The 23,392-nt window shown below is 71.4% G+C and carries 22 protein-coding genes; 12 read left to right on the forward strand and 10 right to left on the reverse strand.

The features are described 5' to 3' along the window. Positions 1-25 precede the first annotated feature (25 nt). On the reverse strand, positions 26-961 hold the full coding sequence (locus D3273_RS01415) for a dihydrodipicolinate synthase family protein (RefSeq protein ID WP_129222795.1): 936 nt from the start codon (positions 959-961) through the stop codon (positions 26-28). 440 nt (positions 962-1,401) lie between these two features. Between D3273_RS01415 and D3273_RS01420 the strand changes: the two genes are divergently transcribed. Further along, positions 1,402-3,156, forward strand: a complete 1,755-nt coding sequence (locus D3273_RS01420) for a NirA family protein (protein WP_129222796.1) — start codon at positions 1,402-1,404, stop codon at positions 3,154-3,156. Further along, positions 3,153-4,781, forward strand: a complete 1,629-nt coding sequence (locus tag D3273_RS01425; protein ID WP_129222797.1) for a sulfite reductase subunit alpha — start codon at positions 3,153-3,155, stop codon at positions 4,779-4,781. The genes D3273_RS01420 and D3273_RS01425 overlap by 4 nt, the downstream gene beginning before the upstream one ends. Before the next feature lie 51 nt (positions 4,782-4,832). Here D3273_RS01425 and D3273_RS28040 read toward each other — a convergent pair whose 3' ends face one another. After that, on the reverse strand, positions 4,833-4,979 hold the full coding sequence (locus D3273_RS28040; RefSeq protein WP_165359331.1) for a hypothetical protein: 147 nt from the start codon (positions 4,977-4,979) through the stop codon (positions 4,833-4,835). A gap of 185 nt (positions 4,980-5,164) precedes the next feature. Here D3273_RS28040 and argJ point away from each other — a divergent pair, with 185 nt between their 5' ends. Together argJ and D3273_RS01435 are read left to right on the forward strand one after the other, a co-directional pair. Then, complete coding sequence (argJ, locus tag D3273_RS01430) at positions 5,165-6,412, forward strand: bifunctional glutamate N-acetyltransferase/amino-acid acetyltransferase ArgJ (RefSeq protein ID WP_129222798.1); 1,248 nt, start codon at positions 5,165-5,167, stop codon at positions 6,410-6,412. Positions 6,413-6,560: 148 nt separating this feature from the next. Continuing rightward, on the forward strand, positions 6,561-7,898 hold the full coding sequence (locus D3273_RS01435; RefSeq protein WP_129222799.1) for an outer membrane protein: 1,338 nt from the start codon (positions 6,561-6,563) through the stop codon (positions 7,896-7,898). A 154-nt stretch (positions 7,899-8,052) separates the two neighbouring features. On the opposite strand, the gene thpR is transcribed toward D3273_RS01435, so the two are convergent. Continuing rightward, complete coding sequence (thpR, locus tag D3273_RS01440) at positions 8,053-8,583, reverse strand: RNA 2',3'-cyclic phosphodiesterase (RefSeq protein WP_129222800.1); 531 nt, start codon at positions 8,581-8,583, stop codon at positions 8,053-8,055. Positions 8,584-8,736: 153 nt separating this feature from the next. On the opposite strand from thpR, the gene D3273_RS28045 reads away from it, so the two are divergent. Then, positions 8,737-8,910, forward strand: coding sequence for a hypothetical protein (locus D3273_RS28045; protein ID WP_165359332.1), 174 nt, complete (start codon positions 8,737-8,739; stop codon positions 8,908-8,910). Between the two features lie 30 nt (positions 8,911-8,940). Here the strand turns inward: D3273_RS28045 and trmD are convergent, their stop codons facing one another. Together trmD and rimM are read right to left on the reverse strand one after the other, a co-directional pair. Then, the gene (trmD, locus tag D3273_RS01445; protein ID WP_129222801.1) at positions 8,941-9,627 is read right to left on the reverse strand and encodes a tRNA (guanosine(37)-N1)-methyltransferase TrmD; all 687 of its coding nucleotides are present in this window, start codon (positions 9,625-9,627) and stop codon (positions 8,941-8,943) included. A gap of 2 nt (positions 9,628-9,629) precedes the next feature. After that, positions 9,630-10,172, reverse strand: coding sequence for a ribosome maturation factor RimM (gene rimM, locus D3273_RS01450; RefSeq protein WP_129222802.1), 543 nt, complete (start codon positions 10,170-10,172; stop codon positions 9,630-9,632). Positions 10,173-10,616: 444 nt separating this feature from the next. Between rimM and hpnN the strand changes: the two genes are divergently transcribed. The 3 genes from hpnN (at position 10,617) to D3273_RS01465 (ending at position 15,331) form a co-directional block, all read left to right on the forward strand. Then, on the forward strand, positions 10,617-13,268 hold the full coding sequence (gene hpnN / locus D3273_RS01455) for a hopanoid transporter HpnN (protein ID WP_129222803.1): 2,652 nt from the start codon (positions 10,617-10,619) through the stop codon (positions 13,266-13,268). A gap of 87 nt (positions 13,269-13,355) precedes the next feature. After that, positions 13,356-14,912: a class I SAM-dependent methyltransferase gene (locus D3273_RS01460; RefSeq protein WP_129222804.1), complete on the forward strand. Its 1,557-nt coding sequence runs from the start codon at positions 13,356-13,358 to the stop codon at positions 14,910-14,912. A gap of 218 nt (positions 14,913-15,130) precedes the next feature. Further along, on the forward strand, positions 15,131-15,331 hold the full coding sequence (locus tag D3273_RS01465) for a hypothetical protein (RefSeq protein ID WP_129222805.1): 201 nt from the start codon (positions 15,131-15,133) through the stop codon (positions 15,329-15,331). 234 nt (positions 15,332-15,565) lie between these two features. Here the strand turns inward: D3273_RS01465 and pyk are convergent, their stop codons facing one another. From pyk to D3273_RS01480, 3 genes are all read right to left on the reverse strand, one after another. Continuing rightward, a complete protein-coding gene (gene pyk / locus D3273_RS01470) occupies positions 15,566-16,987 on the reverse strand; it encodes a pyruvate kinase (RefSeq protein ID WP_129222806.1) in 1,422 nt (473 codons plus the stop codon). Positions 16,988-17,165: 178 nt separating this feature from the next. Continuing rightward, positions 17,166-17,702 (reverse strand): DUF1036 domain-containing protein, encoded by a 537-nt coding sequence (locus D3273_RS01475; RefSeq protein WP_129222807.1) that lies wholly within the window; start codon positions 17,700-17,702, stop codon positions 17,166-17,168. 14 nt (positions 17,703-17,716) lie between these two features. After that, on the reverse strand, positions 17,717-18,652 hold the full coding sequence (locus tag D3273_RS01480; protein WP_129222808.1) for a DMT family transporter: 936 nt from the start codon (positions 18,650-18,652) through the stop codon (positions 17,717-17,719). A 285-nt stretch (positions 18,653-18,937) separates the two neighbouring features. On the opposite strand from D3273_RS01480, the gene D3273_RS01485 reads away from it, so the two are divergent. From D3273_RS01485 to D3273_RS01495, 3 genes are read left to right on the forward strand one after another with little or no spacing between them, the layout of a single operon-like run. Further along, positions 18,938-19,780, forward strand: coding sequence for an N-formylglutamate amidohydrolase (locus tag D3273_RS01485; RefSeq protein ID WP_129222809.1), 843 nt, complete (start codon positions 18,938-18,940; stop codon positions 19,778-19,780). Positions 19,781-19,793: 13 nt separating this feature from the next. Further along, entirely contained in the window at positions 19,794-20,114 is a 321-nt protein-coding gene (locus tag D3273_RS01490; RefSeq protein WP_129222810.1) for a DUF1244 domain-containing protein, read from the forward strand. Beyond that, positions 20,111-20,836 (forward strand): FAD-binding oxidoreductase, encoded by a 726-nt coding sequence (locus D3273_RS01495; RefSeq protein ID WP_245500928.1) that lies wholly within the window; start codon positions 20,111-20,113, stop codon positions 20,834-20,836. The genes D3273_RS01490 and D3273_RS01495 overlap by 4 nt, the downstream gene beginning before the upstream one ends. A gap of 42 nt (positions 20,837-20,878) precedes the next feature. Here D3273_RS01495 and D3273_RS01500 read toward each other — a convergent pair whose 3' ends face one another. Continuing rightward, positions 20,879-21,991 carry an S-(hydroxymethyl)glutathione dehydrogenase/class III alcohol dehydrogenase gene (locus D3273_RS01500; protein WP_129222812.1) on the reverse strand — a complete coding sequence of 371 codons (1,113 nt, stop codon included), beginning with the start codon at positions 21,989-21,991 and terminating at the stop codon, positions 20,879-20,881. A gap of 244 nt (positions 21,992-22,235) precedes the next feature. On the opposite strand from D3273_RS01500, the gene D3273_RS01505 reads away from it, so the two are divergent. Then, positions 22,236-22,925 carry a GntR family transcriptional regulator gene (locus tag D3273_RS01505; RefSeq protein ID WP_165359333.1) on the forward strand — a complete coding sequence of 230 codons (690 nt, stop codon included), beginning with the start codon at positions 22,236-22,238 and terminating at the stop codon, positions 22,923-22,925. Positions 22,926-22,953: 28 nt separating this feature from the next. On the opposite strand, the gene D3273_RS01510 is transcribed toward D3273_RS01505, so the two are convergent. Continuing rightward, positions 22,954-23,367 carry a DUF3830 family protein gene (locus D3273_RS01510; protein WP_129222814.1) on the reverse strand — a complete coding sequence of 138 codons (414 nt, stop codon included), beginning with the start codon at positions 23,365-23,367 and terminating at the stop codon, positions 22,954-22,956. Positions 23,368-23,392 lie beyond the last annotated feature (25 nt).

The following is a 23,392-nucleotide window of genomic DNA, read 5'->3' on the forward strand; positions in this document are numbered from 1 at the left end:
GCCCCTCACGCGAAGGCTTCGGCTATCACTTGCCCCAGCGCAGCGCCAGCGGCTGGAGGTCTTCGGCGATCTCGAGCAGCCCCGCCCGCGTGGCGGGGTGCAGCGGCTCGAAGGGGTGGCGCACGGCGTCGCTCCCGATGACGCCGCCGGCCATCATCACCGCCTTGGCGGCGCGCAGGCCGCACTGGCGGTTTTCGTAGTTGATCAGCGGCAGGCACTTCGCGTAGAGCGCCGCCGCGGTCTTCCGGTCGCCCGCGAGATGCGCGGTGACGATCGGCTTGATGAGGTCGGGCAGGAGCGCGCTGGTCATCGTGCCCCGGGCGCCGGCGTCGAGGTCGGCCATCAGCGTGATGGCTTCCTCGCCGTCCCACGGCCCCTCGATGGTGTCGCCGCCCGCGGCGATCAGGGCCCGGAGCTTGGCGGCCGCCTGCGGCACCTCGATCTTGAAGTAGCGCACCAGGGGGACCTCGCGGGCGAGGCGCACCAGGAACGACACCGACAGGGGCACGCCCGACAGCGGCGCGTCCTGCACCATGATGGGCAGCTTCGCGGCGTCGGCGACGCGGGCGAAGTGCTCGACCATCAGGTTCTCGTCGGCGCGCAGCCCGGTGCCGTGGTAGGGCGGCATCAGCATCAGCATGGAGGCGCCCGCCGCGGCGGCGCGGCGCCCGCGGTCGGCCGCGATGGCGGTGGAATAATGCGAGCAGGTGACGATCACCGGCACGCGGCCCGCCACCTGGTCGAGGCTGGCGTCGACGAGCTGGTCGCGCTCGGCGTCGGTCACGGCGAACTGCTCGGAATAATTGGCCAGCACGCAGATGCCGTCGACGCCCTGGTCGACCATGCAGTCCATGACGCGCCGCTTGCCGGGCAGGTCGAGCCCGCCGTCCGCCGTGAAGGGCGTCGGCGCCACGGGAAAGATGCCGGTGAGGGGAACTCTGGTGTCTTGGGCGAGGGTCATGGGCTGTCTCCCGGCCTCGGGCGCTCGACACGGCGCCTTCGGGCAGCGCTGAGGATTACGGGCGCCGGCGATGCCCGTAAAGGCGCGATCTCGCTTTTGTCGGACATTTGCCCGCCGCCCGATCTGCAGCACCGCGCGCCCACCGGCGCGGCATCTGTCCGCCTCTTGTGCATCGCACAAAGCCGCGCTCCCGCCGGGCCCGCAGGAGGCGCCGGGGCGGTCGGGCGAAGGCGGCCGTGGCACGGCCTTTGCTGCCCCACGCGGCAAAGCCGGTTCCCGGGTGCCGGGCCGGCTCACCGACCGTCACACCATCGCAGGACGCCACACGGATGCAGGCCGACCGCGAGTGCACGTCCAGCATCGGCTTCCGGGCGGCTGGGCGCCCTCGCGGTCCGGCCCGCGCCGGGCGCCTGCCCGCCCCGGCCGCATAGGGTTTGACCATGGGTATGGACTTCACATCCGACCAGAAGAACTGGCTGGACGGCTTCGCCTCCGGCCTCGGCGCCATGCGGGCCATCGGCCGCGCGCCGGCCAGCGTCGTCGCCGAGCCGACCGGCCCCGACGCCGAACAGATCAAGGCGCAGGACCGCCAGGTGGCGGCGGGCAAGAAGCTCGTCGACCAGGAGAAGTGGAAGCGGGCCGAGCATCCGTTCGAGTCCTACGACCGGCTGAAGGCCATCGCGCTGACGGGCGCGCGCCCGAAGCCGGAGGACAATTTCCGCTGGCGCTACCACGGCCTGTTCTACGTGGGTCCCGCGCAGGACAGCTACATGTGCCGCATGCGCGTGCACAACGGCATCCTGAAACACTGGCAGTTCGCCGCCATTGCCGACCTGGCGGACCGCGACGGCGGGGGCTACTCGCACGTCACGACCCGGTGCAATCTGCAGGTGCGCGAGATCCAGCCCGAGCGCGGATCTCACTTCCTCGAAGGCTTGGCCGACGTCGGCATCATCCCGCGCGGCGCGGGTTCCGACAACATCCGCAACGTCACGGGATCGGCCACGGCCGGCATCGACCCCGGCGAGCTTCTCGACACGCGCCCCCACGCCAAGGACTGGCACCACCACATCCTCAACACCCGCGTGATGTACAACCTGCCGCGCAAGTTCAACGTGTCGTTCGACGGCGCCGGCAAGATCGCCACGCTGGAGGACACCAACGACATCGGCTTCCAGGCCGTCGAGGTCATGGATGGCGCGCCGATCCCGCCCGGCGTCTACTACCGCCTCGCCATCGGCGGCATCTCGGGCCACAAGGACCTCGCGCGCGACACCGGCGTGGTGCTGCCGCCGGGGGACTGCATCAAGATCGCCGACGCCATCATCCGCGTCTGGTCCGAGCACGGCGATCGCACCAACCGCAACCATTCGCGCATGAAATACGTGCTCGATGCCTGGGGCTTCGACAAGTTCCTCGGCCTCGTCGAGGAGAAGCTCGGCGAAAGGCTGACGCGCCTCGACGCCGCCCACGTGGCGCCCCGCCCCGGCTACGACCGGCTGGGCCACATCGGCGTCCACAAGCAGCGCCAGGAGGGCCTGAACTACGTCGGGGTGGTGCTGGAAGCGGGACGCCTGTCGACCGACCAGATGCGGGCCATCGCCGACATCGCGCGCCGCCACGGCGACGGCGACATCCGGCTCACCGTTTGGCAGAACTTCATCCTGTCCGGCGTGCGCGACGCCGACGTCGCGGCGGTCTGCGCCGCCGTCAAGGCGATCGGCCTCGACACCGAAGCCTCGACGATCCGCGCCGGCCTCGTGGCCTGCACGGGGTCCTTCGGCTGCAAGTTCGCCAACGCCGACACCAAGCGCAACGGCAACGAGATCGTCAGCTACATCGAGCCCCGCGTGGCGATGGACCAGCCGATCAACGTCCACCTGACGGGCTGCCCCAACTCCTGCGCCCAGCACTACATCGGCGACATCGGGCTGATCGGCGTGAAGGTGCCGATCGGCGACGACGACACCGTGCCGGGCTACAACATCCACGTCGGCGGCGGCTTCGGCACCGAGGCCTCCATCGCCAAGATGATCTACCCCGACACCAAGGCCGAGGACGCGCCGGCGCGCGTCGAAGCCCTGCTGAAGGCCTATCTGGCCCATCGCGCCGAGCCGACCGAAAGCTTCCACAGCTTCGCCAACCGCCACGAGGTCGAGGCCCTGAAGAGCCTCGCTGAAGGGATGCCCGCATGAGCGCCGCGCCGCAGATCACCGTCACGATCCCCGACACCGCACCGTTCTCGCCCGAGCAACGGTCCTGGCTGTCGGGCTTCTTCTCGGCTTCGGTCGCCGCCATGGCGGCCGAGGGCCCGCCGACGGCGTCCAACGATTCGGCGGCCACCACGGCGGACGGGCCCGTGCTGGCCACCAACGACGAGGCGCCCTGGCACGACCCCTCCTTGGAGCCCGGCGCCCGCATGGAGATGGCCAAGGACCGGCCGATCGCGCCGCGGCTCATGGCCGCCATGGCGCAGCAGGACTGCGGCCAGTGCGGCTACAACTGCGCCGACTACGCCAACGCCATCTTCCTGCACAGCGAGGAGCGGCTGAACCTGTGCGCCCCGGGCGGCAAGGTGACGGCGCGCCTGCTGAAGGGGCTGGCGGTCGAACTGAACGACGTCAACGGCGACAAGACCGCCGCGGACGTCGGCGCGGCCGAGGGCGGCAAGTCGCGCTCGGTCGAGAGCGCCCAGGCCGACATCGTCCCCGGCACGTCGCGCGAAGCGCCCGCCGTCGCGGTGTTCAAGTCGCGCCGCCGCTTGAACCAGGAGGGCTCGGCCAAGGACACCTGGCACGTCGAGTTCGACCTGTCGAAGAGCGGCGTCGACTACGTGGTCGGGGACAGCTTCGGGGTGTTCCCGAAGAACAACCTGGGCCTCGTCGACCAGATCATCGCCATGCTGGGCGCGTCCCACCTGACGGAGGTGAACGGCAGGACGTTGCGCCACGTGCTGCGCGAGGACGTCGACCTCGGGCTCGCGCCCGACTCGCTGTTCGAACTGTTCTCCTACATCTCGGGCGGCAAGAGCCGCGAGAAAGCCCGCGCGCTGGCCAAGGGCGAGGACCCGGACGGCGACGCCGCCCAGCTCGACGTCCTCGCCGTCCTGCACAAGTTCCCCAACGTGCGCCCCCACCCGGAAGCCTTCGTCGACGCGCTGTCGCCGTTGCAGCCGCGGCTCTACTCGATCTCGTCCTCGCCCAACCTCAACCTCGGCGGCCTGTCGCTGACGGTGGATGCGGTGCGCTACCAGGTCAACAAGCGCAGGCGCACCGGCGTGGCGTCGACGTGGCTGGCGGATGCCGTCGAGCCCGGGGAAGAGCTGAAGGTCTACGTCCAGAAGGCGCATAATTTCGCGCTTCCGGCGGACCTCACCAAGCCCGTCATCATGGTGGGGCCGGGCACCGGCGTGGCGCCGTTCCGCGCCTTCCTGCAGGAGCGCAAGGCGTCCGGCGCGCCGGGCAAGAACTGGCTGTTCTTCGGCCACCAGAGGTCGGCGACGGACTTCTTCTACCGCGACGAGCTCGATGCGCTGCGCAAGGACGGCGTGCTGACGCGCCTGTCGCTGGCGTGGTCGCGCGATGCGGGCGAGAAGTTCTACGTGCAGGACCGCATGCGCGAGGTCGGCGCGGACCTGTGGCGCTGGCTCGAGGAGGGCGCGCATGTCTACGTGTGCGGCGACGCCAAGCGCATGGCGAAGGACGTCGAGGCCGCGATGGTCGACATCGCCGTGGCGGCGGGCAAGAAGACCACCGACGAGGCGGTCGCCTTCGTGAGCCAGCTCAAGAAGGACAAGAGGTTCCAGCTCGACGTGTATTGATCGCAAGCGCGGCGGGAAGGTCTCGCTGGCGTCCTCCCCCGTGAAGGGACGTCACGGCATGGCGCGGAGCCGGTCGCGGGAGGCGACCGGGACGTTCACGGCGACACCGCCGTGAACGCCGCCGACGCCCACCATCGTCTTCAGCGGGAACCAGCTCGGCGCGCTCGGGCTGCCGTGCCTGCCGAGCGAGGACGGCATCGCAGGTCCAGGGCCTCGGGGCGAGGGGTCGGCCATGCCGAACCCCGTTTTCTCCGCCTGCATCGACGGCTCGACGGCGCAAAGTGCGACCCGGTGAAACTCCCTCCTTCCTCGCCCCGTCGCGGCGAGGCTACAACGGGCCGACCCGCCCCCGCGGCTTCGCGCCGCTCCGAGATCCGCGCACCATGGCCCCTCCCGTCCCCGTGTCGCCCCTGGCGCCGACGTCCCTGCCCGACATGCCCCCGATCGCCGGCCTGCGCTTCGCGGCCGGCGAGGCGGGCATCCGCTACAAGGGGCGCACCGACGTCACCGTGGCGGTCCTGCCGGAAGGCACCGCCGTGGCGGGCGTGTTCACCCGGTCGCGCTGCCCGTCGGCGCCGGTGGACTGGTGCCGGGCCAACCTCGCGGGGGGGCGGGCGCGGCTGCTGGTGGTGAACTCCGGCAACGCCAACGCCTTCACGGGCCGCACCGGCGTCGCGTCCACGAAGCTCACCGCCGACATCGCCGGCCGCGCTTCGGGCGCGCCGGACGCCGAGATCTTCCTCGCGTCCACGGGCGTCATCGGCGAGCCGCTCGACGCGTCGCGCTTCGAAGGCGTGCTCGACCGCCTCGTCGCGGACGCGCGCGAGGACGGCATCGCCGGCGCCGCCCGCGCCATCATGACCACCGACACCTTCCCCAAGCTCGCCACCGCGACCGTCGACCTCGGCGGCACGTCCGTGACGATCAACGGCATCGCCAAGGGCGCCGGCATGATCGCGCCCGACATGGCCACGATGCTGAGCTTCGTGTTCACCGACGCGCCGATCGCGGCCCCCGCCCTCCAGGCGATGCTGTCGCGGGCCGTGGAAGGCTCGTTCAACGCCATCACGGTCGACAGCGACACGTCGACGTCGGACACGCTGATGCTGTTCGCCACGGGCGGCGCGGCCGAGCGGGGCGCCCCGGCCATCGCCGACGCGGGGGACCCGCGGCTCGCCGGCTTCGCGGCGGCGCTCGACCGCGTGCTGCTCGACCTCGCCCACCAGGTCGTCAAGGACGGCGAAGGGGCGCGCAAGTTCGTGTCCGTCGCGGTGGAAGGCGCGGAAACGGACGCGGCCGCCAAGCGCATCGCGCTGTCGATCGCCAACTCGCCGCTGGTGAAGACCGCCGTGGCGGGCGAGGACGCCAACTGGGGGCGCGTCGTGATGGCGGTGGGCAAGGCCGGCGAAGCCGCCGACCGCGACCGGCTCGCCATCTGGTTCGGCCCCATCCGCGTCGCGGCCGATGGCCTGCGCGACCCCGCCTACGACGAGAGCGCCACCTCGGCCTACATGCGCGGGCAGGACATCGACATCCGCGTCGAGATCGGCCTGGGGGCGGGCACCGCCAAGGTTTGGACCTGCGACCTCACCAAGCTCTACGTCGAGATCAACGGCGACTACCGCTCGTGATCCGCCGGCCGTCCCGGCGGGACGCCACGTCGCACAAATGCCACAGCGCGGGTGAAGTCGCGCCGCCTCCCGCCGCCGGGGTTCCGGGGGGAGCCGGGCTCCTGTACCTTCGGTGACGAGTTATCGGCTCTGCTCTGGGCGAGGTTCTATGCGTTATCATGTGAAGGGCGGCCTCGTCGCCGCGTTGGGGCTCCTGTCGGGCACCGCGCTGGTCCAGGCCGCCGACCTCCCGGCCCGCACGGCGCCGACGCCCGTCTTCGTGGCGCCGGTTCTCAGCAGCTGGACCGGCTTCTACGCCGGCTCCACCTACGGCTACGACTTCACGAACTTCCACACCCGCCAGGGCAACGGCGCGTCGCGCAACCTCGACAAGTCCGGCCAGAGCGGCGGCGGCTTCGTCGGCTACAACTACGAATACAACCGCTTCGTGGTCGGCGCCGAAGGCGGCATCGACCTGAACCTCGTGCGCGGCAACGAGCGCGTCACCACGGCCGGCCTGCCGACCCATCTCGACAGCCTCTACGACATCCGCCTGCGCGGCCGCCTCGGCTACGACCTCGGCATGTTCATGCCGTTCATCGCCGGCGGCGCGGTCATCAACGAGAGCTACCAGTCCGCCGAGGCCCCGCTCAACGCCTCGGGTGCCAACCACCAGTCGGTGGGCTACACGATCGGCGGCGGCGTCGACGTCAAGGTCAACCCGGCCGGCTACCTCGGCCTGCAGAACGGGTTCCTGGCGAGCCTGCTCGGCCCGCTCGTGGTCCGCGTCGAATACCTGCACGACAGCCTCCCGGATTCGACCTACGCCTTCGACGGCCGCACCTTCCGCACCCATTCGGACAGCGACATCGTCCGCGCCGCCATCATCCAGCGCTTCGGCGACACCCCGCCGCGGCCCTACATCGATGCGGCGACGCAGCAGGTGAACTGGGCCGGCGGCTACGGCGGCGTGTTCGGCGGCGGCGGCTTCATCACGCCGGAAACGAAGAACGTCATCGGCGGCGGCAAGACCAAGTTCGACACGTCGGGCGCCCAGGGCGGGCTCTACACCGGCACGAACTTCATGTTCCGCGACCACTACATGCTCGGCTTCGAAGGCTCGACGGCCTACACGGACATCGAGGGCAACGGCCGCGAGCCGACCGGCCCGACGCATTTCCGCAACTACATCAACGCCGACCTGCGCGCCCGCGCCGGCTACGCCTACGGGTCGTACCTGCCGTTCGTGTCCGCGGGCTTCGCCTACGGCCGTTCGGAGCAGATCAACACCACGACCGGCTCCCAGCTCGGCCGCGTCAACAACGAGGCCATCGAAGCCGGCGCCGGCCTCGACTACCGCATCTCCGAGCGCATCTCGGTCCGCGGCGAATACCTCCACGAGTTCGGGATCAACGACAAGATCGTGAACCTCAACAACACCAACTACGCCAAGCAGTCGATCGACGGCGACTTCTTCCGCGTCGGTGCCGCCTACCACTTCGAGTGATGCATGGGCCGGCCGCACAGGCCGGCTCCCGCGCCTTCGGGCGCCGAGAACCACCCAAGGCCCGCTTCCGTCACCACGGAGGCGGGCCTTTCCCGTTCACGCGGTCGGTCGGCGAGGGACCGCCGCGGGCTTCAGGACCGCGGCCGGCCGCGGCTCAGGCGAGGGGATATTCGGCCTCGACCACGTAGGGGCCGCCGCCGACGGAGTCGCGCGACGAGTAGAGCAGGAAGTTCGCGGCTTCGAAGCGGCGCGTCAGGAAGCCCCGTGTGCCGAGGTAATGCGCCACCGCGGTCTGGGACGCGTTGCGCAACCGCCCCAGCGTGACATGCGGCACGAAGCGGCGCGTTTCCGGCGGGATGCCGACGCGGCGCAGCAGGCGCTCCTGCTCGGCCTGCAGTTCCACCAGCGCCGGCGAGGGCTGCGCCTTCGCCACGATGGCCCGCGGCTTGTCGCCGCCGAAACAGCCGAGGCCTTCCAGCGTGACCGTGAAGGCTTTCCGGCGGATGCCCGCCATCACCTCGTCGACGGCGTCGGCCGTTTCGGGATCGATGTCGCCGATGAAGCGCAGGGTGAGGTGGTAATCGGCGACGTCGATCCATCGCGCGCCCGTCAGTCCGCCCCGCATCAACGCCAGTTCGGCGGCGAGGTCGGAGGGGATCTCAAGACCCGTGAACAGACGGGGCATGGCAGTCCTCCTCGATTTGGCGGCAAGCCCGGCGAGCCTAGCATCCGCCAGGAGCGGTGCAACACGGGCGCCCTCGGGCGGCACCATCGGTCGCGCTTCTCCCGCGCCCTCCGTTGGTCTAGACGTGACCGGCAGCGAGAGGGGGAACCGCCGATGCCGGAGCCGACCGATCAGTTCAAGCGCGCGCCCAAGCGCAAGCCGTCCAAGGGAAAACGGGTCGCCATGTCGGCCGAGGACAAGGCCGCCTATGCCAAGCTGATCGAGGAGCGCGTCGCGCGCGAGAAGGACTACGCCCAGCACCTGCCGGGCAACGACAAGGGGCGTTGAAGGGCGGGGCGCGTCGCCGCGACGGTCCGCTCAGCCCTTCCGCCCCAGGAGGTCGGGCCGCCGCTCGCGCGTGATCCGCTCCGCTTCGGCGCGCCGCCACGCCGCGATGCGGCCGTGGTCACCGCCGAGCAGCACGGGCGGGATGTCCCGCCCCTCGAAGTCGCGGGGGCGGGTGTAGTGGGGATATTCGAGCAGCCCCCCTTCGAAGCTTTCCTCCGCGCCGGACAGTTCCTTGCCCATCACGCCGGGCAGCAGCCGCACGCAGGCGTCGAGCAGCGCCAGGCAGGCCACCTCGCCGCCCGACAGCACGAAATCGCCGACCGACACCTCCTCGAGGCTCCGCGCCGCGATCACGCGCTCGTCGACGCCTTCGAAGCGGCCGCACAGCACGACGACGCCCGGGCCTGACGCCAGGGCGCGGACGCGGGCCTGATCGAGCGGGCGGCCGCGCGGGCTCATCAGCAGGCGCGGGCGCGGGTCGCCGGCCGGCGCCGCGGCGTCGAGCGCCGCCGCCAGCACGTCGGCGCGCATCACCATGCCGGCGCCGCCGCCCGCCGGCGTGTCGTCCACCGTGCGGTGGCGCCCGAGGCCGTGGAGGCGGATGTCGTAGGGGTCGCAGGACCAGAGGCCCCGCGCGATGCCGTCACCGGCGAGCGACAGGCCGAGCGGCCCCGGGAACATGGCCGGGAACAGCGTGAGCGGGGTGGCGCGCCACATGGTCAGGCGTCGTCGATCCGGGCGTCGCCTTCCTCCTCGGGGAGGAGCGCGCCGCGCGCCACCACGACCCGGCCGCCCTCGAAGTCGATCACCGGGACGAAGGCCAGCGTGAAGGGCACGAGCAGCGTTTCGCCGGGCCCGTCCGGCATGACTTCCAGGATGTCGCCGGCCCCGTGGTTGACGATGCCGCGGACGCGGCCCAGCACGGCGCCGTCCTCGTCCACGGCGCGCAGCCCCACGAGGTCGACGTGGTAGAACTCGTCGGGCTCGGGGGGCGGCAGCCTGTCGCGCGGGATGAAGAGCTCGGTGTTGGTCAGGCGCGCCGCGGCGTCGCGGTCTCCCACGCCCTCGACGCGGGCGACGAGCATGTCGTCCTTCAGCGGGCGCAGCGACAGCACCGTGAAGGCGCGCGCGCCGTCGGCGGTGGTCAGCGGGCCGTAGGCGCCGATGTCGCGCGGCTCGCCCGTGTAGGACTTGATCCGCACCTCGCCCTTGACCCCCTGGGGCGCCCCGAACACGCCCACCAAGACCCGCGTCTCGCCCATCGCCCCACCTCGCCCGAGAGCCCGTCGGCGACGCCACCGCGGCGCGGGCGAGGACAGTGTCCTCGACCGTGCCGGCACGCGTTCGCACGCGGACCCGAGAGTCCCACGATTCACCAGCCCGCCCTATGGCACGCTTCGGCCATCGCGCCCAGGCGGGCGGGCGACGCGAACGCCCGCGATGGCGACCTGCGGCGGCGCGCGATCCACGACGCCCGAGGGGTGATCGGCATTGGGAGGCCGATTCGCTCAACCTTGCCTTGACGGCCGAAGTCGTGGCACTGCTTCCGGCGATGCGGGCTGCAGGCCCGCCCGGACCGGCGCGCCCGGCGGTCGGACCACACGCGTCGGGTGCCGGCGGGAGCTTCGCCATGAAACGGCCCGAGGGCGCGCGTAGGCGCTTGTTCGGCGTGCCGCTTCGCGGCCATTGAGGATGCAGACGACCGAATGTTGACCAGGATCGTAGCGCGGATCGTCGCCGCCTGCAGCCGCCACGCCCTCTGGGTCGTGCTGCTTTCGGGCCTCCTCACCGTCCTGTCCGCCTGGTTCGCGGTGACGCATTTCGCGATCAACACGGATTCCAACACGCTGATCGCCAGCGACCTGCCCTGGCGCCAGCGCCAGGAAGCCTTCAACAGGGCCTTCCCGCAGAACGACGGCCTGATCCTGATGGTGCTCGACGGAGCCACCCCCGAGGCCGCGCAGGACGCCGCGGACCGCATCGTCGCCCGCCTGAAGGACGATTCCAAGAACTTCGACTTCGTCCGCCTGCCGCCCGAGCAGAGCTTCTTCGGCCGCGATGGGCTGCTGTTCCAGCCCGTCGCCAAGGTGCAGCAGGTGTCGGACCAGCTGAACAAGGCCCAGCCGCTCATCTCGACCCTGGCCGACGACCCGTCGCTGCGCGGCCTGTCGCAGATGATCGGCATGATGGGCATCGGCATCGAGCAGGGCAAGATCCCGCTCGCGCAGGTGCAGCCCTTCTTCGGCCACATGGCCGACACGGTCGAGGGCGCGCTGGCGGGCCGGCTCGTGCCCTTCTCGTTCCAGGGCCTCGCCGGGGGCTCGGACGACCAGGCCAATCCGAACCGCCGCTTCGTCCAGATCAAGCCCAAGCTCGACTACGGCGCCCTGGAGCCGGGTGCCGCCGCGACCGAGGTCGTCCACAGGGCCGTGCAGGACCTCGGCATCGGGCCGCAGACCGGCGTGACGGTGCGGCTGACCGGGCAGATCCCCCTCGACGACCAGGAATTCGGCACGTTGAAGGACGGGTTCGCGCTGAACTCCATCCTCACGGTGCTGGCCGTGGTGTTCCTGCTGTGGCTGGCGCTGAAGTCGGGCCGGCTCATCGTGGCGGTGTTCCTCGCCACCGCGGTCGGCCTCGTCGTCACGGCGGCGCTGGGCCTGCTGATGGTGGGGGCGCTGAACCTGATCTCGGTCGCCTTCGCGGTGCTGTTCATCGGCATCGGCGTCGACTTCGGCATCCAGTTCTCGGTGCGCTACCGCGACGAGCGCTACATCGAGGACGCGCTGGTGCCCGCCATCGTGGGCGCGGGCGTCAAGGCCGGCCGGCCGCTGCTGCTCGCCGCCGCCGCCACGACGGCGGGCTTCTATTCCTTCCTGCCGACCGACTACCGCGGCGTGTCGGAGCTCGGGCTCATCGCCGGGTCGGGCATGATCATCGCCTTCGTGGTGGCGATCACCCTGCTGCCCGCGCTGATCCGCCTGTTCAACCCGCCGTCCGAGGGGACGGAGGTGGGCTACGCCTTCCTGAAGCCCGTCGACCATTTTCTCGAAACGCACCGGCTGCTGGTGATCGCCGCCACGCTCGGGCCGGTGCTGCTGATGTCGCCGCTGCTGTTCCACGTCCACTTCGACTTCGACCCGCTCGACCTGAACAGCGATCAGGCCGAAGCCGTGGCGACCATCCGCGACCTCGCCAAGGACGCCAACACGACGCCCTACAAGATCGACGTGCTGGAACCGACGCTCGCCCGGGCGAATGCGGTCGCGGCCGAGATTGCCAAGCTGCCCCATGTCGCCAACGCCAAGACGCTCGACGCCTATGTGCCGCCCGAGCAGGAGCCGAAGCTCCTGCTGATCTCGGACCTGAAGGACACGCTCGGCCCGTCGCTGGAACCCGGCGACGACCTGAAGCCCGCCCCGACCGACGCCGAGAACGTCGACGCGCTGAAGGGCGCCGTGGTGCGGCTCGACAAGGCGGCGCTGAAGGGCACCGGGGACGCCCAGGCGACGGCGAAGCGCCTGTCGGCCGACATCGCCAAGCTGGCCGAAGCCCAGCCCAAGGCACGCGACGTCGCCACCCAGGCCTTCGTGCCCGCCATGCACCTCCTGATCGACCAGATCAAGGGACTGATCTCGGCCGAGCGCGTGACCCTGGAAACGCTGCCCGCGCGCATCCACCGCGACTGGGTGACGGACGACGGCCAGGCCCGCATCGAGGTGACGCCGAAGGACCTGTCGACCTCCAACGCCAGCATCCAGGCGTTCGGCGACGCCGTGCTCGGCGTCGCGCCCGACGCCACCGGCCAGCCGATCGTCATCAAGGACTCGGGCGATTCGGTGATCCACGCCTTCATCGAGGCCGGCCTTCTGGCCCTGGCGTCGATCGCGGTGCTGCTCTACCTCGCGCTGCGCCGCGTGGTCGACGTGCTGCTGACGCTCGTGCCGCTGATCCTCGCGGGCCTGCTCACGATGGAGATCATGGTGCTGATCGGCATGCCGCTGAACTTCGCCAACATCATCGCGATCCCGCTGCTGCTCGGGCTCGGCGTGGCCTTCAAGATCTACTTCGTGCTGGCGTGGCGCGCCGGGCAGCGGCACGTGCTGCAGTCCAGCCTGACCCGCGCGGTGTTCTTCTCCGCGTCCTGCACGGCGGTCGCCTTCGGCTCGCTGTGGGCGTCGAGCCATCCGGGCACGTCGAGCATGGGCAAGCTGCTCGCCCTGTCGCTCGCCTGCACGCTGGTGTCGGCCATCTTCTTCCAGCCCGCCCTGATGGGGCCGCCGCGCGACGAGGAGCGTGTCGACCCCGAGGAGGAAGCGCACCGCATCACCCAGGAGTTCGCCCGCGCGGCAGAGTGAGCCGACGCCCCGCCGGGGGCCGGGCCCCGGGCGACCTCGGGGCCGGCGGGCCGAAACCCGCGGTCCCTCGCAGCGGAACACGATCACATGCCTTTTCGAAAGCGCTTCCGCCCCGCCCCGCCCGAGCGGACCGGGATCGACCGTGACGCGGCCTCGACGGACGAGCGAAACGTCGCCATCGCCGAGATCGCCGACAGCGGCCTGTTCGACCCGGCCTGGTATCTGAACCGCTATCCGGACGTCGCCCAGGCCGGGCTCGACCCCCTGCTCCATTACGTGGCGGCGGGCGCCGCCGAAGGGCGGTTCCCGGGACCTCGCTTCGACGTGACCTGGTACCTCGGGGAAATGCCGGAGGCCGGCGCGCCGGGCACGAACCCGCTCCTGCACTACCTGAGGCGGGGGCGGGCCCTGGGCCACAGCCCGAAAGCGCTCGACGAGGGGCAGTCCTTCGACTCGTTCCTGTCCGCCACGCGGGGCGGCCGGCTGCCGTTCTCCGAGCGCGAGCGCTCCCAAGTCGACCACGTCCATTACGCCCTCGACGCCAAGGCGGCGGAGCCGCACGGCCTCCTGCCCCTGCCGCCCCTCGAGCTGTCGGTCCGCATCGGCTCGCTCACGCTCGACAGTTTCGAGGAGATCGGCCGGGGCGTGAAGGAGGTGATCCTGCGCTGCCTGCCGCCCGGGTTCGACTTCCGCGGCAGCCGGTGCCTCGATTTCGGCTGCGGCATCGGCCGCGTCATCCGCCACTTCGCCGAGGAAGCCCGCTCGGCCGAGTTCTGGGGCTGCGACATCGACGGGACCAGCATCCGCTGGGCCGTGGAGACGATGACGCCGCCCTTCCGCTTCTACCAGATGTCGCAGAGCCCGACGCTGCCCTTCGAGGATTCCTCCTTCGACCTGATCTATGCCATCGCGGTGTTCAGCCAGGTCTACGACGATTGGCATCACTGGGCCGTCGAGATCCGGCGTGTGCTCAAGCCCGGCGGGGTGTTCTTCATGAGCTACGCCGGGCAAGTCCCCTTCGAGGAGATGCTGTCCATCCCCTACGACGGCTTCGCCGCCCATCCGGGCCTCTACGTCAAGAGCCCGTTCAACAGTTGGAACCGCGGCGGCCCGATGGTGTTCATGTCGCCCCAATGGGTGGAACGCCACTGGGGCTCGCTGTTCGACATCGACTTCGTGGCCCCGGACGCGCTGCTCGACTACCAGTCGATCTGCGTCATGCGCAAACCGGCGCGCGGGACGCCGCCGCGCCCGCACATGCGCGTGGTCGAGGCGGCCACCCGTCAGGCCTTCAACCCGGACGCGACGGGCCGGATCGACCAGGGGCACGACCGGACGAAACCCTTCACCGAAAGCTACGGCATCGAAGCGGAGGGGACGACGCGCGTCGCGGGCTGGATCGCCCTGCGCGGCGATGCGCCGAAGCGCCTGCGGCTGGCGGTGGACGGCGCCGCCGTTGAGGCCGGCCCCACCGTTTGGGAGCCGGGAGCCCCTTACCGGGACTGGGACGACAGCCCTCAGACGGTGTTCACCACGTCGTTCGACGCGTCGGGGATCGCCGCGGGCGAGCATCGCCTGACCGTGACCGTCGAGGGCGCGCGGGGCGTTTCGCACGAGATGGGGATCGCGCTTCGGGTGCGGTGAGGGCCGGCAGCGCGGCCGTGCCTCACCGGCCGGCCGGCGCATTCGGGTATGGCTCGCCTGCGGCGGCCCGGGTTGCGGGCTACGAGGGCCTGTGGTGGGTTCGCCGGCGGCGGGGCATCACGATCCCGCCTCACGGTCCGGGCGCGTCGTGTGTGGTCGTCCGGCCGTGGACCATCCCGACCTCGGGCGGCCCTGCCGCCCCCAAAAAGGAAAATCCCATGACCTATCGGATCGTGGCGCGGAACTCCGACGCTTCCACGGGCATCGCCAAGCCCACCGCCGCCGAAGCCCTGCAGGCCGTGCGCCAGCTCCACGGCGCCGGCTACCGCCTGACGGCGATCATCGACGACGACGGCGACGCCGTCCCGGTCGAAACCCTCGAAGAACTCGCCCGCCGCGAAGGTGGCGCGTCCCACTGACATCGAGCGACGGACAGGCCGGCGCGTGTCCGTCGCGCTGCGCCGCACGGACGGCGGCGCCCGATCGCGCCGTCCGGCGGTCGAGGCATTCGACCGCTGGCGAGAAGGCCCGCTGACGGCCCGGAGGGCTGCCGCCGGTTCGGGTCCGCCGCCATGTGATGCCAGCACGCGACGCCTCGGCGGCGACGGGTAAGCACGCCGGCTTGTTCGACGGCAGACGCGCGTCCGGAGCGGTCAGTCCTGTCCCACGTAGGCCAGGCGGATGTTGTTGGTGGCGCCCGGCGATCCGAACGGGAACCCGGCCAGCACGATGACGCGGTCGCCGCTCTTGGCGAAACCTTCGTGGAGGGCGGTGGCGCAGGCGCGGTTGGCCATGTCGTCGCCCGTCCTCGCGTCCTCGGCGATGACGGGGTGGATGCCCCAGGCGATGCACAGGCGCCGCGCCGCATGGTGGTGCGGCGTCAGCGCCAGCACCGGCACGGTGGGTCGCTCGCGCGCGATGCGCAGGCCCGTCGCGCCCGATGCCGTCCAGGCCACGATGGCCTTGAGGTCGAGCGTTTCCGCGATGTCCCGCGCCGCGTGGGCCATGGCGTCGGCACCGGTGCGCTCGGGCTCGGCGCGCTGCGCCGCGATGATCCCGGCGTAGAGCGGATCGCATTCCACCTCCTCGGCGATCCGGTTCATCGTCGCCACGGCCTCGACGGGGAACTGCCCCGAAGCGGATTCCGCCGACAGCATCACCGCGTCGGCGCCTTCGAACACCGCCTGGGCGACGTCGGACACCTCGGCGCGGGTCGGCACCGGCGACGTGATCATCGATTCCAGCATCTGGGTCGCCACCACCACGGGCTTGCCCAGGCGACGCGCCATGCGGGTGATGCGCTTCTGCAGGCCCGGCACCCGTTCGAGCGGCATCTCCACCCCGAGGTCGCCCCGCGCCACCATCAGGGCGTCCGACATCTCGATGATCTCGTCGAGCCGGTCGATGGCCTGGGGCTTCTCGATCTTCGACAGCACCAGGGCGCGGCCCCGGGCGATCTTCTTGACCTCCGCCACGTCGTCGGCGCGCTGCACGAAGCTCACCGCGATCCAGTCGACACCCTCGTTCAGCGCGGCATCGAGGTCCGAGCGGTCCTTCGCCGTCATGGCCGAGACCAGGATCTCGGTGTCGGGCAGGCTCACGCCCTTGCGGTTCGAGATGCGGCCGGGCACCTCGACGGTGGCGACCGCGCGGGCCTCGGTGGCTTCCGTCACGCGCAGCTTCACCTTGCCGTCGTCGATCAGCATGGCGTGCCCGGGGCGCAGCGCCCGCAGGATCTCGGGATGGGGCAGGTGGACCCGGGTGGTGTCGCCGGGTGTCGGGTCGGCGTCGAGGACGAAGCTGTCGCCCTTCAACAACTCGACTCCCGTGTCGACGAAGGTGCCGACCCGCAGCTTCGGGCCCTGCAGGTCGACCAGGATGCCGACCGGGCGACCGAACTGGGCCTCCAAGGCGCGGATGGCGCGCACGCGCTCGCGCATGGCGTCGTGGCTGGCGTGGCTCATGTTGATGCGGAACACGTCGGCGCCCGCTTCGAACAGGCGCGCCAGCACGGCGGGATCCTGCGAAGCCGGGCCCAGCGTCGCCAGGATCTTCACGCGGCGCAATCGTCTCATGCTCGTTCCCCCGGGCCGTCGGGCCGGGCACACCCCGTTCAGGCGGGCTCCGGCTGATGAAAGGCGAGCCCCGGCGGATCGATCGGCCGATCCGGTGCGGCTCGCGTCATGCCCGCCGCACAACGAATGGGAGGCGGGATGGGTTCGATGCGGCCCGATCTTCGCGCGGGCCGCGACGTCAGTGGGCCGGAGCCGGAGCGGGCGGGTTGGGAGCCGCATTGGCCTTCGCCTGCGTCGGCTCGGCCGGCGCGGGCGGGGCCGGGGTCGCGGCGGCCGGCGCCGCGCTTCCCGTCACGGCACCGGGCTTGGCCGGGTCGGTGAGCTGCACGGTCCAGTCCTTGGCGTCCTTGCCGGTGTCGATCTCGAGGAAGCCGGTGCGGTCGAAACCGCGGACGAAGCAGTCCTGCCGGCCGTCGATGCGGAATTCGCGGTCGCGCGTGCACATGAAGGCCCGCCCCTTCCACTCGCCGCCGCTCTCGTCAATGCCGTAGACGTAGTAGAACTGTGCCGCCAGCGCGCCGCCGATCAGCGTTTCGCAACTGTTGGCCTTCAGGTTCCACCAGCCCTCCGACACCCAGGCGGCGCCGTTGGTGGTGGCCAGCGCCACCGAGGCCCGGCTCGCCGTGTTGTTGCAAACGCGGAAATCGGCACGGGCGGCCGGGGCGGAAGCCGCCAGCGCGGCGGCGAAAGCGGCTGTCAGGAGCGGAAGGCGCATGGCGGCGGGGAACCTCACGGAACGGGGGTGGCGGTGGGGCGGGGGCGGGCGACCCAGATGCCGACCAGGATGAAGGCGCCGCCCAGCACCTGCACGGGCACGACGGCTTCGCCCAGCATCCCCCAGGCGACGGCGGCGGCCGCGATGGCTTCGAGGAAGATGACCAACGACGAGAAGGCGGCCGGGAGGCGGCCGAGCGCGACCGACAGGAGCCCCTGCCCGCCCGCGTGGCTGACCAGCGCCAGCACCAGCAGCACGGCCCAGCCGGAGGCGGACCGCGGCAGCAGGTGCGGCTCCAGCGCCAGCGCCGTGGCGAGCAGCACCAGCGCCGCGACGATGCTCATCTCGAAGGTGACGCGGGCCGCGCCCGTGCGGCGGCGGGCCGCCCCGACGGCGAGGAAGTAGAGGCCGAAGAACACGCCGGTGACGATGCCGAGTCCGTCGCCCGCCGCGTGGGCGGGGTTGAAGGCGAAACTCTGCGCCACCAGCGCGGCGCCGCCGAGCACGCACAGCCCGAGCCCCGCCAGCACCGGGCGGCCGACGCGCTGCCCGAAGATCAGCCATCCGAACAGCACGACCCAGATCGGCGCGCAGGTGGCGAAGAAGGTCGCGTTGGCGACCGTCGTGTTCATCACCGACAGGTGCCAGAAGAACAGGTCCCCCGCGAAGACGAGCCCGGCCAGGACCGTCGGCCGCGTGAAGCTCGCGCGGCCCGGCGGGGCCGACGGCGCCCGCGCGTCCTCGCCTCGCATCCAGCCCCACAGCACCGGCAGGGCCAGCCCCACGCGCCAGAAGGCGCTCGCGAAGGGGCCGACGTCGGCCAGCCGCACGAGGCTCGGCGAAATGCTCATGGCGAGCGCCGCCGCCACCATGGCGGCGATGCCGAGCGCCATCCCGGGCGGGAGCGCCGCGGGGGCGGCGGACAGCGCGGGCGTGTCGGCGTTGGACATTCGATCTACCGCGCGGGGCCGGACCACCCGGGCGGGGTCGCGGGGTGAAAGCCTGGGGACCGGCACCGAGGTGAGGTCGAACCGGTCCGGCGGTCGGCTTCGGGGCCGGATGCGTCGGAACGCCGGCACGATGCGGGGCATCGCGCCGCGGCTTTCCCCGCCCGGCCCGCGAAATCCCCCGCGGGCGCTCGACCGCCTCCCATCGAGACAGGTCCCTGTGGTGCGGGACCGCGGGCGACCCTATGGTCGCCGGGCCCCGACCCGCGATCCCCATAGGCCAGGACCATGCCTTTAGCCAGCCCGCAGACGACCGCCCCCTTCGCGCCGGTGCGCCGCATCGAGGGCAGGCTCGACGCCGGGGTGCTGCTGCTGTGCGACCACGCGTCCAACGCCCTGCCCCCGGCCTACGGGCGGCTCGGCCTCCCCGACGCGCAGTTCGAGCGCCACATCGCCTACGACATCGGCGCGGCGCGGGCCACGGAAGCGATGGCGGAAGCGCTCGGCGCACCCGCCCTGTTCACCACCTATTCGCGCCTGCTGATCGACCCCAACCGCGGCGCCCACGACCCGACGCTGGTGATGCGCCTCAGCGACGGCGCGATCGTGCCCGGCAACGCGCGCATCGACGAGGCCGAGATCGAGCATCGCCGCGCGGCCTATTTCCACCCCTACCACGGGGCGATCGCCGACACGCTGCGCGCCATGGCGGCGACCGGCACGGTGCCGGCCATCGTGTCGATGCACTCGTTCACGCCGTTCTGGAAGGACGTGGCGCGGCCCTGGCACGTCGGCCTGCTGTGGGACGACGACCCGCGCCTCGCCGCCCCCCTGTTCGACGCCCTGAAGGCGGAGCCGGACCTGCAGCCATGGAGCGAGAAGGTCGGCGACAACGAACCCTACGACGGCGCCCTGCCGGGCGACACGATCGACACCCATGCGACCCGCAACGGTTATGCCAACGTGCTGATCGAGGTGCGCCAGGACCTGATGGCGACGGACGCGGGCGCCGAAGCCTGGGGCCGCCGGCTGGCGCGGCTGCTTGCGCCCATCCTCGGCCGCCCCGACATGCATCAAGTGAGAGTCTTCGGGCCCCGCACGGGGCCGGGCCGCCGCCTGTCGGCGCTGTGAAGGAAACCCCGCGATGGAATACGAGATCGACTACGCGATGCAGACGGAGCTCGAGGCCGCCGTGTTCCGGCGCCTCGTGGCCCACCTGCGCCAGCACACCGAGGTCCAGAACATCGACCTGATGAACCTCGCGGGCTTCTGCCGCAACTGCCTCGGCAACTGGTTCGCCGAGGCCGCCAACGAGCGCGGCCTGCCGCTGTCGCGGGACGACGGGCGCGAGAAGGTCTACGGCATGCCCTACGCCGAATGGAAGGCGCTCCACCAGACCGAAGCCGCACCGGCCGCCCAGGCGGCCTTCGCGGCCCGCGAGGACGCCGGGCACGGCCCCGCGTGAGCGCGACGCCCCCCGCGCGGCTCGCCTGGGCAGAAGCCCGCATCCTCGACCGCGAGCCCGTGACGGGGCGCGTCACCCGCTTCCGCTTCGCGGTCGACTGGGAGCGGCCGCACCGGGCCGGGCAATATGTCGAGCTCCGGCTCACGGCGCCGGACGGCTACGCGGCGAACCGCTTCTATTCGGTCGCGTCCCCGCCTTCGCAGCGGGGCGGGATCGACCTGCTGATCGAGCTCGCCGCCGACGGGGAAGTGTCGCGGTTCTTCCACGAGGTGGCGGAAGCGGGCGACCTGATCGAGATGCGCGGGCCCGCGGGCCTGCCCTTCTCCTGGGCGCCGGAGGACGGCGGGCCGGTGCTGCTCGTCGGCGGCGGCTCGGGCGTGGTGCCGCTGCTCAGCATGCTGCGCGAGCGGGCCGCCGCGGCGCCCGAGGTCGCGATGGCGCTGCTCTACGCGGCGCGGACGCGGGCCGACGCGCTGTGCCTCGCCGAGCTGGAAGCGCGCGCGCGGGACGAACCGGGCTTCGGACTGACGCTCGCGCTGAGCCGCGAAGGCGAAGCGCGCCGGATCGGCCGCGCGGCGGTCGACGACGCGCTGTCGCGGCTGCCGGCCCCGCCGCGGCGGGCTTTCGTGTGCGGCTCGGGCGGCTTCGTGGACGCCGCCACCACGCTGCTGGTCGACGCCGGGATGGCGCCGGGGGCGATCAGGGCCGAGCGGTTCGGGTGATGCGTCCCGGCCCGCGCCGGCAGGCCGGCGCGCCGAAGTCGCTCAGAACTGCACCACGCTCCGGATCGACTTGCCCTCGTGCATCAGGTCGAAGGCGTCGTTGATCTTCTCGAGCGGCATGGTGTGGGTGATCAGGTCGTCGATGTTGATCTTGCCCTCCATGTACCAGTCGACGATCTTCGGTACGTCGGTGCGGCCGCGGGCGCCGCCGAAGGCCGAGCCCTTCCACACGCGGCCCGTCACGAGCTGGAACGGGCGGGTCGAGATTTCCTGGCCCGAGGGCGCGACCCCGATGAGGATCGACTCGCCCCAGCCGCGGTGGCAGCATTCCAGCGACTGGCGCATGGTGTGCACGTTGCCGATGCACTCGAAGGAGAAGTCCGCGCCGCCGCCCGTCGCGTCGACGATGGCCTGCACGACGTGATCGCGCCCGACCTCGTCGGGGTTGATGAAATGCGTCATGCCGAACTTCTTGGCCATCTCGGCCTTGGCCGGGTTGAGGTCCACGCCGATGATCTTGTCGGCGCCCACCATGCGGGCGCCCTGGATGACGTTCAGCCCGATGCCGCCGAGGCCGAAGACCACGACGTTGGCGCCCGGCCACACCTTGGCGGTATACACCACGGCGCCGATGCCCGTCGTCACGCCGCAGCCGATGTAGCAGATCTTGTCGAAGGGCGCGTCCTCGCGGACCTTGGCGACGGCGATCTCGGGCAGCACGGTGAAGTTCGAGAAGGTCGAGCATCCCATGTAGTGGAAGATCTCGCCCCCGTCGCAGGAGAAGCGGCTGGTGCCGTCCGGCATCACCCCCTGCCCCTGCGTCGACCGGATGGCGGTGCACAGGTTGGTGCGCTGGCTGAGGCAGCTTTTGCACTGCCGGCATTCGGGCGTGTAGAGCGGGATCACGTGGTCGCCGACCTTCACGGCGGTGACGCCCGCGCCGACCTCGCGCACGATGCCGGCGCCCTCGTGGCCCAGCACGGCGGGGAACTTGCCCTCGGAATCGAGGCCCGACAGCGTGTAGGCGTCGGTGTGGCAGATGCCCGTCGCCATGTTCTCGACCAGGACTTCCCCGGCCTTCGGACCGCCGATCTCGATGGTTTCGATCGTCAAAGGCTTGTTGGCGGCCCAGGCGACGGCGGCGCGAGTCTTCATGGCGTGTCCGGCGGTCTCGTTGAAACTGGGCCGGACCATAAAGGCGGGCACTGCGGTTGGCTATCGACAAGGGACGCGCGGGCGGGGTGGATGGCGTCGCCACGGAAGCGCGCCGACCCCGTCCGTCGCCCGCTGCGAGGTGCCGGGCCGGAGCGCGCCGGGGTTGCATTGCGGAGACGGCGGCTCCGCTCTACACCCCGGTGCGACCGCGGAGCCTCCGCGGGTGAACCGCGACACTGGGGCCATGACCAAGATCACCAAGGCGTTCGAGATCCAGAAGGCCATCTCGGACGACATCGTGCACGGGCGGCGGGCGCCCGGCACGTCGCTCGACGAGACCATGCTGGCGCGCGCCTTCGCGGTGTCGCGCACGCCCATCCGGGAAGCCATCCGCCAGCTGGAGATGACGGGCCTCGTGGAAGCGCGGCCGCACCGCGGGGCCGTGGTCTGCGACGTGCCGCCCGAGCGGCTCGACGACATGTTCGCGGTGATGCGCGAGCTCGAAGCCCTTTGCGCCCGCCTCGCCGCCTCGGCCATGACCACGGAGGAGCGGGCGGGCCTGCGCGCCCTGCACGACGCGTCGGCGGCGCTGGTCAAGAGCCAGAACCGCGACGCCTACGTGGCGGCCAACGACGCCTTCCACGACGCCATCTACGACGCGTCCCGCAACGGCTTCCTGGCGGAAACGACGCGTCAGGTGCGCCTGCGCCTGTCGCCCTTCCGCCGGGCCCAGTTCGAGGGGCGCGGCCGCATGGCGAACAGTTTCGACGAACACGAGCGCATCGTCGCGGCCTTCGAAAGCGCCGACGCCGCCGCGGCGGAAGCCGAGATGAGGGTGCATCTCGGCGAGGTGCGCGAATCGGTGGACGAGATCGACCGCGGCGAAGCGGCCGAGAACCTGAAGCCGCGCCGGCCCCGCGCCGCCAAGCCTTGACGGCGGCGGGTCGGCGGCGGGGCCGGGCTCAGGCCCGGGCGAAGACGATCGTTTGAGCGCCCTGCCACAGCGCCATCTTGCCGAGCGCGGCCAGGTTCTCCCCGCCCGACGTGATCGTGATGAAGTGGTTGCCGGCGAGCTGGCCCATCTTGCAGGCGAAGTGAACGCCGCCGTAGGCGAGCAGGATCTCGGTTTCGGAGATGCCGCCCGGGTACAGGATGATCTGCCCCGGCGCGGGGTAGCTCGTGTGGTTCTCGTAGCCCACCGCGAAATCCATGTCGCCGAGCGGGATCCAGACGCCCTCGCCGCTCCAGCGCACGTGCACGACCTGGCTTTCGAACGGCAGCCGCGACAGGAACGACGCGCAGGTCTTGGGCGCCAGCGCTTCTTCCAACTTCGCCCCGAACGTGAAGGGGCCTGCCGTGATCTTGAGCTCGGTCATCTGTCGCAGCGTCTCCACCGGCGCC

Origin of the sequence: Lichenibacterium minor (assembly GCF_004137685.1) — a bacterium.
GTDB classification, from domain to species: domain Bacteria; phylum Pseudomonadota; class Alphaproteobacteria; order Rhizobiales; family Beijerinckiaceae; genus Lichenihabitans; species Lichenihabitans minor.

Bases quoted from the DNA above. Each gene is read 5' to 3' on its own strand.
- D3273_RS01490 (WP_129222810.1), top strand. From the start codon at position 19,794: ATGGAATACGAGATCGACTACGCGATGCAGACGGAGCTCGAGGCCGCC.
- hpnN (WP_129222803.1), top strand. From the start codon at position 10,617: ATGTTGACCAGGATCGTAGCGCGGATCGTCGCCGCCTGCAGCCGCCAC.
- D3273_RS01460 (WP_129222804.1), top strand. From the start codon at position 13,356: ATGCCTTTTCGAAAGCGCTTCCGCCCCGCCCCGCCCGAGCGGACCGGG.
- rimM (WP_129222802.1), bottom strand. From the start codon at position 10,172: ATGGGCGAGACGCGGGTCTTGGTGGGCGTGTTCGGGGCGCCCCAGGGG.
- D3273_RS01485 (WP_129222809.1), top strand. From the start codon at position 18,938: ATGCCTTTAGCCAGCCCGCAGACGACCGCCCCCTTCGCGCCGGTGCGC.
- D3273_RS01475 (WP_129222807.1), bottom strand. From the start codon at position 17,702: ATGCGCCTTCCGCTCCTGACAGCCGCTTTCGCCGCCGCGCTGGCGGCT.
- trmD (WP_129222801.1), bottom strand. From the start codon at position 9,627: ATGTGGCGCGCCACCCCGCTCACGCTGTTCCCGGCCATGTTCCCGGGG.
- D3273_RS01505 (WP_165359333.1), top strand. From the start codon at position 22,236: ATGACCAAGATCACCAAGGCGTTCGAGATCCAGAAGGCCATCTCGGAC.
- D3273_RS01435 (WP_129222799.1), top strand. From the start codon at position 6,561: ATGCGTTATCATGTGAAGGGCGGCCTCGTCGCCGCGTTGGGGCTCCTG.
- D3273_RS01480 (WP_129222808.1), bottom strand. From the start codon at position 18,652: ATGTCCAACGCCGACACGCCCGCGCTGTCCGCCGCCCCCGCGGCGCTC.
- D3273_RS28040 (WP_165359331.1), bottom strand. From the start codon at position 4,979: ATGCCGTCCTCGCTCGGCAGGCACGGCAGCCCGAGCGCGCCGAGCTGG.
- D3273_RS01465 (WP_129222805.1), top strand. From the start codon at position 15,131: ATGACCTATCGGATCGTGGCGCGGAACTCCGACGCTTCCACGGGCATC.
- thpR (WP_129222800.1), bottom strand. From the start codon at position 8,583: ATGCCCCGTCTGTTCACGGGTCTTGAGATCCCCTCCGACCTCGCCGCC.
- D3273_RS01500 (WP_129222812.1), bottom strand. From the start codon at position 21,991: ATGAAGACTCGCGCCGCCGTCGCCTGGGCCGCCAACAAGCCTTTGACG.
- D3273_RS01420 (WP_129222796.1), top strand. From the start codon at position 1,402: ATGGGTATGGACTTCACATCCGACCAGAAGAACTGGCTGGACGGCTTC.
- D3273_RS01425 (WP_129222797.1), top strand. From the start codon at position 3,153: ATGAGCGCCGCGCCGCAGATCACCGTCACGATCCCCGACACCGCACCG.
- argJ (WP_129222798.1), top strand. From the start codon at position 5,165: ATGGCCCCTCCCGTCCCCGTGTCGCCCCTGGCGCCGACGTCCCTGCCC.
- D3273_RS01415 (WP_129222795.1), bottom strand. From the start codon at position 961: ATGACCCTCGCCCAAGACACCAGAGTTCCCCTCACCGGCATCTTTCCC.
- D3273_RS01510 (WP_129222814.1), bottom strand. From the start codon at position 23,367: ATGACCGAGCTCAAGATCACGGCAGGCCCCTTCACGTTCGGGGCGAAG.
- D3273_RS28045 (WP_165359332.1), top strand. From the start codon at position 8,737: ATGCCGGAGCCGACCGATCAGTTCAAGCGCGCGCCCAAGCGCAAGCCG.
- pyk (WP_129222806.1), bottom strand. From the start codon at position 16,987: ATGAGACGATTGCGCCGCGTGAAGATCCTGGCGACGCTGGGCCCGGCT.